Raw genomic sequence first — 12,376 nt, 5'->3', positions numbered from 1 at the left:
TCTTGACCTGATCATCTATCCGGCCAATGAATTCTATACGGCCATCTTCGCAATAACGGACCAAATCGCCGGTGCGATACAAACGCCTGCTGTTATTAACTCCCGCCGCTTCATAGTAAGGGTTGTCGATAAAGCGCTCGGCCGTCAATTCAGGACGGTTCAAATACCCCCGCGCGACACCGGCACCACCCAGATAAAGCTCACCCACACTGCCCGTCGGTAACAGCTCTTGTGCGCTGCCAAGCACATACGCCTGACTGTTTGCAATCACCCGACCAATATCCGGCACCTGGCTCAAGGCAGACGTAAAACGCGCCGCCGTCGAATAAGTAGTATCTTCCGACGGACCATAGAGGTTGCATACGGCAACCCCCGGACACGCTTCTAATATCTGATTCACCTGTTGCGCTGTCAGTGGCTCACCCGCCAGGTTAATCACTTTAACCCCTTGCGGCACCGCACCCACTTCCAGTAAGGCTTTCATTGCCGACGGCACGGTATTGATCATGCTGATATCAAGCTGCTGCTCGGCCAGTGCCATGGCATTGTTTACTATCACGCTTTGATAACCAAAGCACAGCGGCAAGAACAGCTCATAAATCGACAAATCAAAGTTCAGTGACGTCGATGCCAGCACTTTATCCAGCTCAGCATCGCTGTAGGCTTGTTTCGCCCACTGCAACATAGCCACAGTATTGCAATGCTCAATCATCACGCCTTTTGGTTTACCCGTCGACCCTGAGGTGTAGATCAGATAAGCCAAGCTCTGGGCACACACACCCGTTTCTGCTCGCGTCAAATCGTGTGCAGGATAAGCAGAAAATATGTCGTGATTATGAGACTCTGGTGCGTCCAGTAAAACGACGTTAGCATACCCCAGCGTTACCTCTTCTGCAACATTCTGTTGACTTAATACAACATTTAGACTGGCATCCTCAATCAGGTAGGCCAGGCGCGATTGTGGGTAGTTGGGATCCAGCGGCACATAAGCGCCACCGGCTTTGAGAATACCCCAAATGCCGATCACCATGTCCAGCGAGCGCTCAACACATAAGCCCACTAACGAATCCGGCCCGACCTTGTGCTCTGCGCGCAGATAATGGGCCAATTGGTTGGCTCTGGCATTGAGTTCGCCATAACTCAGGGTCTGCTCACCAAAGCGCAGCGCAATCTGCTCCGGCGTGGCCGCCGCCTGGTGCTCAAACAGCTCGTGGATACACAGCTCACGCGGATAATCCAGCGCTGTGTCATTCCAGCTATGCAATTGTTGCTGGCGCTCCGCCTCGTCCAGTACACACAGGCTTTGCACCGCTGTATGGCTCTGGCTGTCCAGTAAATCCAGCACCTGAGTCAGGGTCACTTGCAGGTACTGTGCTATGCGCGCCGCCGGGGCACGTTTATCTACCTGCAGCTCAAACCCAAAGCCATCGCCGAAATCATCCACCGACAGATTAAACGGATAGTTGGTGCGCTCTTCACTGGCAATCACCTTGAATCCGGCCTCCTGTTCCAGCAGCGACTCCTCCGTTGCAGAGTGACGGTAGTTTAGCATCGCGCTGAACAGGGGCAGCTGGCCACTCACGCCGCTACAGCGCTGCGCCTCGGCCAGTGACACCTGCTCGTACGGCATCAGGGCACGCAGGTCATCATTGATTTGCGCCAGCAGGCTCATCGCATCCTGCCCGCTCAGCGACACGCGCAGCGGCAGGGTATTGATCATCATCCCCATCAGCTGGCTGCTCAGGCCATCGTCGCTCATTCGGCCCGATAACACAGTACCAAATACCACCTCCGACTGGCCGCTGCATACGCCCAGCACTTTGGCCCACACCAGATGGAACAACGCCGCCGGACTGCTGTGATACTGGCGGGTCAGGCGGCGAATACGCTGCGCCTGTGCCTCATCCAGGGTGACATGCACGGTTTCAATGCCTGAGCCGTCATTGAGCACATCGGTCAGACCATAAGGCAAGGTGGGTTCGCTGACATCCCCCAGCATCTTCGTGAAGAAGGCTTCGGTGTCCAGGCTCGCGGTACGTGCCAGGGTGCGACCGACAAATTCACGATAAGGTACCGGCTCACCCAGGCTGGTTTCATTGCCATTCAGCAGCGCCGTTAATTCATGGACCAGAATTTCCAGTGACACGTGATCTGAGATCAGGTGATGCTCGCACAGCAGCGCATAGTGCTTGCCCTGCGCGGCGTCTTCACACACGCTCAGTTGTAAAAGCGGCGCGTTTTCAAGCTCAATCCACAGCGGCTGCCCGGCCACATAAGCACTGAACGCGCTCCAGACATCGTTTGCCTCACTGAAGTCCAGCTCAGTTACAGGCAACGTTACCTCGCGCTGTACCACCTGAAGTGCGGTAGTGCGGTTGCGCCATAAAATGGCGGTGCGCAGTACATCGTGGCGGGCAATGAGGGCATTGAGTGCCCACTTAAAGCGTTCGAGCGACTCGTGGCTGTCGAATTCAAAGGTGGTGCTGGTAACATACGGGTCCTGCCCTTCACTCATGGTGTGCACAAACAGCACGCCTTCTTGCAGCGGTGCCAGCGGGTAGATGTCCTGAATATTGGCCATGCCACCGGAGATGGTTGCCGCAATATCGGCCAACTGTTGTTCATCCAGCTCAGTGAGCGTCACCATCTCCGGGGTGATTTTGCTACAGTCCGCCGGAATTAAATTGGCGGGCACACAGCTTGATTCCTCATTCCCAAGTGCCCGAACCTGGCGTGCCATGTCCTGTAGCGTGTGTGCCCTGAACAGGGCCTGCACATCAGCCTGATACTGACGTGCGCGCAGCTGACTGACCAGCTGCATAATCAGCAAGGAGTGGCCGCCGAGCGCGAAGAAATTAGCGTGGACACCCACCTTATCGGCGTCGAGCGACAACAGGGAGGCGACAATCTCGACCACCATTTTTTCGGCGTCGGTGTGTGGTGCCAGATAAGGCTGCTCTACTGTTTTAGTCGGCAGGGCCAGCAATGCGCGCTTGTCCAGCTTGCCATTGGCGGTCAGCGGCCACTGGTCCACAAAGCTGTAGGCCGAGGGCACCATGTAATCCGGCAGATTACCGCTCAGGTGCTGTTGCAGTGCATCAATCAGGCTGCTGTCTTGCGCACTTTGAATGAAAGCACGCAGCACCTTGCCGCCCCTGTTCGTACCATCAAGAGCGCCAGATTCGGCCAGTACCACCGCCGACTCCACCAGCTCATGGCTCATCAGCTGGCTTTCTATCTCCCCCAGCTCGACCCGGAAACCACGGATCTTGACCTGATCATCGCTGCGTCCGACAAACTCGATTTCGCCGTCTGCGCCCATGCGTACCAGGTCGCCGGTTTTGTATAAACGGGCGCTCAGCGCAGGGTTGGCCGGGTCAAAGTAAGGATTGTCAATAAAGCGCTCGGCGGTGAGTTCGCTTTGATGTAAGTAGCCACTGGCCAGACACTGACCACTGATATACAACTCTCCCACCACACTCGGCGGGCATAAGGTCAGCTGCTCGCTGAGCACCAGGGTCGCGGTATTCACGTTGGCACGACCTATGGGCACAGCGCGGGGCGCATCGTACCCGCCGCTGATGGCATAGCCCGATGCCGTGACGGTAGTCTCGGTCGGACCATAGGTATTCAGTAGCACAAAACCCGGTTTAAGCGCGGCCACCGACTGTTTATCCAGCGCCTCACCGCCGACAATCACCAGTCGCAGCGCCAGAGACTCAAGCTCCGCGTCGCTCAGCGCCAGCATATGCCAGAATGCCGTTGGTAAGCTGGCCACACTGATAGCATGGCTGTCACAGAAGGCGATGAAGGCCTCGCGGCTCAGCGACACCTCTTCATCGCGCAGCACCAAAGTGGCGCCCTGAGTCAGCGTCGCCAGCCATTCTTCGACGAAAATATCGAAGTTCATGGTCGAGAACTGCAACACGTTGTCGGCTTCGGTGATTTCGTAGCGCTGCTCACAGTTCGCGGCAAAATTGATAAGGTTGTGATGGCTTATCATCACGCCCTTGGGGTTACCGGTTGAGCCCGAGGTGTACATCACATAGGCCAGGCTCTCAGGGCTTAGCGCCACATCCGGGTTACTGATTGGGTAGCCTGCGAACTGGCTGGCATCATCCAGCAGCACTGGTGTGACGTTAAAATCGCTCAGCATGGCAGCCACTTTTTGCTGGGTCAGCACCACAGACAGACCGGTGTCCTCGACCATATACGCCAGACGTTCCTGCGGGTAATCCGGATCCAGCGGCACATAGGCACCACCGGCTTTGAGGATGGCCAGCACCGCCACCATCATTTCCAGCGAGCGACCGACACACAGGCCGACCAAGGTATTCGGGCCCACCTGATGTTCAGCACGTAAATAATGCGCCAGCTGGTTGGCGCGCTCGTTGAGTAAGTGGTAGGTCAGGATGTCATCGCCATAGCTGACGGCCACTCTGTCCATCGTTTTAACGGCCTGCTGCTCAAACAACTGATGTACCGAGGCTTGCGCTAAGGCCACAACCGGCCCCTGCTGCGCACTCAGTAATGCCTGACGCTGCTCGGCAGAATAGGCTGTCCACTGAGCCGGTGATTCCTCGGAATCGCGCATGGCATGATGTAACAAGTTGTCGATGGCGGTATTCATCAGATCTGCCACCAGCGCCAGCGGCACACGCGCATCAGCCTGAAAGTCGAGGGTGAACGCATCACCAAAATCATTGACTGACAGGTCCAATGGATAGTTACTGCGCTCACGCACTGCTGCAATGTCGTACAGGCTGCTTTGTTGCTCATCAAGGTTTTCAGAGTGACGGAAGTTCAGCGTGGTACTAAACAATGGCGAACTGGGATCCACCTGCGAATGACGCTGGGCCTCGGCCAGTGCCACCTGCTCGTAAGGGATCAAACCTTGCAGCTGCTCGTGCACCTGAGTCAGCAAGGTTCTGGCATCCACATTGGCCAGCTGGACACGCACCGGCAGGGTATTGATCAGCATACCCAGCATACGATCTACACCAGCCTCAGCACTCATGCGTCCGGAGAGGACAGTACCAAACACCACATCCTGCATATTACAGCAGTGGCTCAGCACCTGTGCCCAGGCGGCATGGAACAGCACCGCCGGACCCATTTGTAACTGCCGCGACAACTGACGAATACGCTCACCCAGCTCAGGTGCCAGTGCATAGCTAAGCTCCTGCGAATTCGACCCGTCACCCAGCGTATCTGCCAGGCCAAAAGGTAGAGTTGGCGTATCGACTTCCCCCAGACGGGCTGAGAAAAATGCTGCGCTGTCGAGGGTTTTGGCAATGTGCTGTGATTTGGCAACAAACTCGCGATAAGGCACCTGAGGTGGCAAGCTTTCCTGCTCACCCGCCACACACATGGCGAGTTCTTCCAGGATCAATTCAACCGACACATGGTCGGTGATCAGGTGATGATGCTTAAACAAAGCATGGACTTTGCCACTGGCCTCGTCCCGAACAACCTGCATGCGTACCAGCGGGGCCTGCTCGACATCAATTTTATGATTGCCGTGTTCAACAAAGTCATTAAATGCGGCCAGTACATCTTGCTCAGCACCAAAGTCCAGCCACTCAACCAGACTGCCTACCTCTCTTTGCACCACCTGAATCGCTTTGTCCCGGCCGCGCCAGAGGATCACGCTACGCAAGATATCATGGCGCGCGACAACCTGCTCCAATGCAGTAACGAAGCGTCCAAACTTATCGTCATCAGCAAAGGTCAGTGCCGCAGAAATCACATAGGGGTCGAATTCCTGCTGTAGAGAGTGCGCAAATAAAATGCCTTCTTGCAGTGGCGCCAGCGGATAAATATCCTGAATGTTCTGCACACCACCGGGGATCTGCGCACAGACTGAATCGATTTCATTTTGGGTCAGCGCAATCAATGGCAGCATTTGTGGCGTGATAACAGTAGCATCAGCCGTTATCCCATTCGCGGGCACTTGCCAGCTCAGCGCTTCTTCGTCCAGCTTAGTCACAGTGGTGGCCATCTCAGCCAGGGTCTGGGCCTTAAAAATAGCCGCCGCTTCTGCCGTAAACCCGGCTTGCTTAAGCCGGGCATGGATCTTCATCACCAGCAGTGAGTGTCCGCCCAGTTCAAAGAAGTTCGCCGTGCGGCTAATATTGCTTGCTTCAATCCCGAGTAATTGTGACCAGATGTCACTGAGCAGAATTTCCGTATCCGTTTCGGGCGCTTCATAATGCCCCTGCCCTGCTGCCATATCGGGTTCTGGCAGCGCGCGTTTATCAATTTTGCCATTGGCATTGAGTGGCCACTGCGTCATTGCTACAAACGCACCTGGCACCATGTAGGTCGGTAAACTATCGCCCAGTGCCTCACTTAACCAGTGACCCAGTGTCTGGTCCTCAGGCAGCTGAACCGCAGGTTCCACATAGGCCACTATCATGGCGTTATTACTGAGGTCTTTACGAGCCACGACTAAGGCCTGCTCAACCTGCTCCAGCGCATTGAGTTTGTGCTCAATCTCACCTAACTCGACGCGAAAACCCCGGATCTTAATCTGGTCGTCTACCCGACCAACATACACAATCTGGCCTTGCTCGTCGTAGCGCACCAGATCGCCAGAACGATAAAGATACTGAGACTGTCCGGGTAAATTCACAAAGGGATTATCAATAAAACGCTCAGCATTAAGTTCAGGGCGATTCAGGTATCCCAGAGCTAATCCGGCTCCCCCCAGATAAAGCTCACCGACAGCGCCCACCGGCAACAACTGCTGCTGTGCAGACAAAATATAGCAACGATCACCGCAAATCCCGGTGCCAATCGGCAGCACGCCACGGGCAATATCGTCAGTATTGACCACATACCAGGTGGAAAAGGTAGTATTCTCTGTGGGTCCATATACATGAACAAACTGACAGTTTGGGTTACTGGCCAGCGCTTTTTCCCAGCTGTTCAGACGCGCGGATTCACCACCGGACAACACGCAACGCAATGAATTCTGAGTTACCCCGGTGCGGCTCCACTCATCAAAGAGGCCGGTCGTCAGGAACATGGCTGTGATCTGCTGTTCGCGGATCACCTCGTCCAGACGTGTTACCGTCATATATTCATCGGGGAACAGCACACAACGACCGCCATTGAGCAAAGGTCCCCAGATCTCTATGGTTGCTGCATCAAAGGCGATATTGGCACATTGCAAAAACGCCGTGTCACTCCCCAGCTCAATAAAGTCAGGACTATCTACCAGACGTACCACCGCACGATGCGGCGTCATGACCCCTTTAGGGTTTCCGGTTGAGCCCGAAGTATAAATCACATACGCCAGAGACTGCGGTGACTGCGCGTCATTGCACAGCGGATTATCCGTACCGTACTTAGCAAACCGGCTGTTGTGGCTATCCACGGACACTAACTCTGCACCACTGAACGAGAGCCGCTCGCAAAGCGCTTGTTCAGTCAATATCACCTGCGCACCGCTGTCAGCCAGCATATACTCCAGGCGGGACTGCGGATAATTGGGCTCTAATGGCAAGTAGGCACCGCCGGCTTTCACAATCGCCAATGTGGCTACCACCATCTGAATGGAGCGGCCAATGCATAAACCTACCAAAGTACCATCAGTCACGCTATGTTGCTCACGTAAGTAATGCGCCAACTGGTTAGCCTGCGCGTTGAGCTCGCCATAACTGAGTGTCTGCTCATTAAGTTGCAGTGCAATGGCGTCTGGCGTCTTTGCGGCTTGTGCTTCAAACACCTGTTGGATCTGCAGGTCACTGCGATACCAGGGCGCATCCGCCTGCCACTGCACCAACTGATGCTGCTGTGCCTGATCAGGTAGTATACTGTAAGAAACAGGTTGCTCCGGTGTCTCATTTAATGCTGTCACCAGGTTTGCCAGCGCATTGGTCAGATAAGCCGCTACCTGCTTTACATCAACCTGTTGGTCAATCTGATACTCCAGCGAGAAGCCTTGTCCTAAATCATTTACCGACAGGCCAAACGGATAATTGGTGCGCTCTTTGGCACTCAGTAAAGTCCAGGCAGCATTGCTGTCGTGCAGCGCAGTTATATCGTCATGCGCAGCAGAGTGACGATAGTTCAGCATGGCGCTGAACAGGGTGGCGCCGCTGGCCAGGCCACTGTATTTTTGTGCTTCGGCCAGCGATACCTGCTCGTAGGGCAACAAGGCTTTGAGGCTCTGATCGACCCGCTTAAGCTGAGTCAGCACAGGAGCCTCATCCAGTGAAACACGCAATGGCAGGGTGTTGATCATCATTCCCATCATGGTCTCAATGCCCGCCATGCCATTCATCCGGCCAGACATCACACTGCCAAATACCACCTCCTGCGACCCACAACAGGCGGCTATCACCTGCGCCCAGGCCAGATGAAACAGGGCTGCCGGACTCAGTCTTTCACGCCGTGCCAGGGTGCGGATTGCGTCACTCAACTCAATCGGTAATATGTCATGGTGATCAACGATAGTCTCACCACTGCCTGTCACCTCACTCAGACCAAAAGGCAGTGTGGGGGTTTCTATATCACCCAATTGCGCCGAGAAGAATCCGGCTACGTCAAGCCCTCGATTGTGTTCAAGCGTATGCGCGATAAAGGCACGATAAGGTAATGGCGTGGGCAATGCGCAATCAGGGTCATCACATAGCTGTTGTAACTGGGATACCAGGATATCCAGTGAAACGTGATCCGTCGTGAGGTGATGGAAAGTCAATAATGCATAGCATTTACCCTCGTCACAGGCTTCTGTAACAGCCAGCTTGATAAGCGGTGCTTGTTCAAGGTCCAGAGTGTGCTGATGCTCAGCCACATAGGCTTCAAATGCAGCTTTGATCGGTTGCTCAGTATCAAACACCAGATGCGATACGCTTAGTTTTGCTTCACGCATCACCACCTGTACCGCGGTTTCGCGCTCGCGCCACATCACAGCTGTGCGCAGCACATCGTGGGTTGTCAGCATACGCTGTAGCGCCTGCTGGAAATTAGCCAGCTGTGCCGGGCTGGTAAACTCGAACGCCGCCGTGGTGACATAAGGGTCAGCCTGAGTATTTAAGGTATGCACGAATAACACACCTTCCTGAAGGGGTGCCAGTGGGTATATATCGGCAATATTACGGTGCGCCCCCGGTATTTTTGCGGCAATTTCATCAATTTCATGCTGGCTCAACTCAACCAGATCCAGCATCTCGGGCGTCACATAGTGACAGTCAGCCGGGATGCCATTTTTAGGCACTTCAAACGTGCTGCCATCTTTACCCTGCCTGTCCAGCAGTTCTGCCATTTCCCGCAACGACGCGGTAGCAAACAGATCGTGAACCCGCGCTTGCCAGCCCAGGTTTTGCAGCTGACTGGCCAGTTGCATCAGCAACAGGGAATGACCACCCAGCTGGAAGAAGTTGGCGGTCGCGCTCACATCATCGACTTTGAGTAACTCAGACCATAAGGCCGCCAATGTCATTTCGGTATCCGTTTGTGGTGCAAGATATTCTCCCTGCAATGCAATGGTTGTGCACGCCAGCAGGGCTTTCTTATCAATTTTACCGTTCGGGGTCAGTGGCCACTGAGTCAGCAAAGTGAAATGCCCAGGCACCATATGTGCAGGCAACTCCTGCTCAAGCTCTCGTTGCAGCGCAAAGACAAACTCAGCCTGCTCCGACTCTGTCACCGGCTGCTCCGGGATCACGCAGGCCAGTAACTGATTGGTGCCACCCTGGCGCTTTGCCAGTACCACACATGAATGCACGGCCGAGAGTTTATTCAGGCCGTGCTCAATCTCACCCAGCTCGACGCGAAACCCGCGCACTTTAACCTGATCGTCAGCTCGCCCGACAAACTCCAGCTCACCATCCGGCAAATAACGAACCAGGTCGCCACTGCGATACAGACGCGCTCCGGTTTGCGGGTTTTGCTGATAAAAGGGATTAGCGACAAACTTCTCTTCGCTTAACTCAGGGCGATTCAGATAGCCTTGCGCCAATCCGGCACCACCGATATACAACTCACCAATAGAGCCAACCGGCAGCATTTTTTGATATTCATCCAGGACAAACAAAGACACATTATCGAGCGCCTTACCGATGCGAACCGCATTACCCGGCATCAATTGACATACAGTGGCACACACCGATGCCTCAGACGGACCGTAGGCATTAAAAAAACCATAACGTGAGGACCATAAGTCCATCAGTTCTTGCTCGCAGGCCTCACCCGCCACAATCAGACATTGCAATGCATAGTCTTCGCGATATTCCATGGTCGCCAAAAACGCCGGAGGCAAGGTCACATGAGTGATCTGCTGCTGGACAAATAAATCGGCCACTTTGGCCGGTTCAAGACGTGCTTCATCGCTGCTGATCACTAGAGTTGCGCCGTTCAGCAGCGCCATCACCCAGTCCCAGGTGCCTGCATCAAAGCTGATTGACGCGTAATGTAATACCCGGCTTTGTGGCGTGATGGCAAACCGGGCTTGCTGATTCTGCGCCAGATTGACAATACCACGGTGGGTACACATCACGCCCTTAGGTTTGCCCGTCGACCCCGACGTATAAATCAGATAAGCCAGCTCATCGCTGTGTTGCTGTATCTCTGTGCTGAGGTTGTCCAGGCCACACTGAGCCCATTGTCCTGCCTGGGTGTCCAGCGAAATCACTTTGTCAGCGGCAAATGCCAGCGACTCACGACACCGCTCATTGGTCAGGATCACACTGACTGCGGAGTCTTCCATCATGTAAGCAAGGCGCTCCGCCGGGTAATTGGGATCCAGGGGCACGTAAACACCACCCGCTTTGAGGGTCGCCAGGATGGCTATCATCATTTCGATGGAGCGGTTGATACACACGCCCACATAGCTGCCCGGCATAACCCCTTGTTGCGCTAAATAGTGAGCCAGCTGATTGGCCCGTTCATTCAGTGCCTGGTAGCTCAGAGACGTCTCACCAAACACCAGAGCGCAGTGATTGGGCGTGGCAGCAACTTGCTGTTCAAACACTTGCTGTATCGTTAACTGAGACGCATAGTCAACCTGGTTACCGTTCCAGTCGAACAGCTGCTGCTCGATTTCCTGCTCAGTGGCTAACGTGTAATCGCCAATCAGCATGGTTGGGTTGGTTACCACATCGGCAATCATGGTCGTCAGACGGCTGACATGGCCATCTATCTCATCCTCGTTGAAGAAGTTTCGGTCAAAGTTAAATTCAACATGGACATTATTAATATTATCATGGCTGCGCACATAAATAGACAAAGGGTATGAGCTAAAGCCACTGTTCAGCACCGCCTTGTAACTAGACACTTCGCCAAACTGGGTATCGGAAGGGTGATCTTCCACTGACAGCTGAATATCGAACAACTGACCCTCACCCTCATTCATCGGCCGAAGGTCACGGATCATTTCATGCAGCGGGTACTTTTGATATTTGTAGCTGCGTTTGAGCTCGGCGGCCACGGCTTTAAAGGTGTCAGCAAAGCTGTCGGTACGCGAAAAGGCCACGCCAACGGGGATCACTGACGCCATCATACCTATCGTCTGGCGTAATTTAGCCGAGCTGCGGTTGTGGACGGGCATCCCGATGTGGACCAGATCACGCTTATCATTCATCTGCGAAAAATACACCGCGACCAGGGTGGTGAAAAAGTGTGTTGCCGAGCAACCATAACGCGCGGCAACCGCACCGATTTGATTGTACTGCTGCTGGGTAAATTCGTATTCGCGACGGGCAAATGGCTGGTCATCAAACTGATTGGTTTTCTTCAACAGCAGCGGATCGGGTAAGGTCTTAAACTTTTCCTGCCAAAAAGCCCGGTCTTTTTCGAACCGGCTGCTCTGCCGATAGGCCAGGTCTTTTTCAATAAACTCGCTGTACGACGGGCGTTCAGGCACTTCTTTAATGAAACGCCCCTGTGCATCCATCGCCAGATACGTTTCACTGAGGTACTCAAGGAACAGACTGCCCGCAATGCCATCCACTATCAGGTGGTGGAACACCATACACATGGCACTTTCCTGCTCGGAGATTTTTAACCAGTGAATGCGCCATAAACAAGGGCCATAAATATCAAAGGGAGTAGACATCTGAGTCTGGCAATAGTCTGCTGCACGCTGATGCGCATCCGCATAGCCACTGAGGTCAATACATTTCCAGTCCAGTTGCAGATCATCATTGATGATTTGCCAGGGCTGGGTGTCTTCCAGTACCAGGTTGATACGATAAGCGTCGGTGTGTGCTACGACGTGATCCAGTGCATGCTTAAAGCGTATCGGGTCCAGTGCCCCTGTTAATACAAACCGACCCCCAACGTTGTACAGTGGGGATTCACTCTTGAATACTTGCTCCATCCAGACTGGTTGCTGAGATGATGTCAGGGGGTAACGTCTATTATTCAT

The 12,376-nt window shown here is 54.1% G+C and carries 1 protein-coding gene (only partly in view); it reads right to left on the bottom strand.

All coding sequences use genetic code 11. From position 1 onward, the window contains the following. Positions 1-12,376 carry the 5' portion of a non-ribosomal peptide synthetase gene (locus ELR70_RS03190; protein ID WP_164881422.1) on the bottom strand. It extends 632 nt beyond the left edge of the window, so 12,376 of the gene's 13,008 nt are visible here — the first part of the coding sequence; its start codon is at positions 12,374-12,376; its stop codon lies off the left edge, out of view.

This window comes from Pseudoalteromonas sp. R3 (assembly GCF_004014715.1).
GTDB lineage: Bacteria > Pseudomonadota > Gammaproteobacteria > Enterobacterales > Alteromonadaceae > Pseudoalteromonas.
The sequence above is the reverse complement of the archived record's forward strand: the minus strand, read 5'-3'. Positions and strand labels throughout refer to the sequence as shown.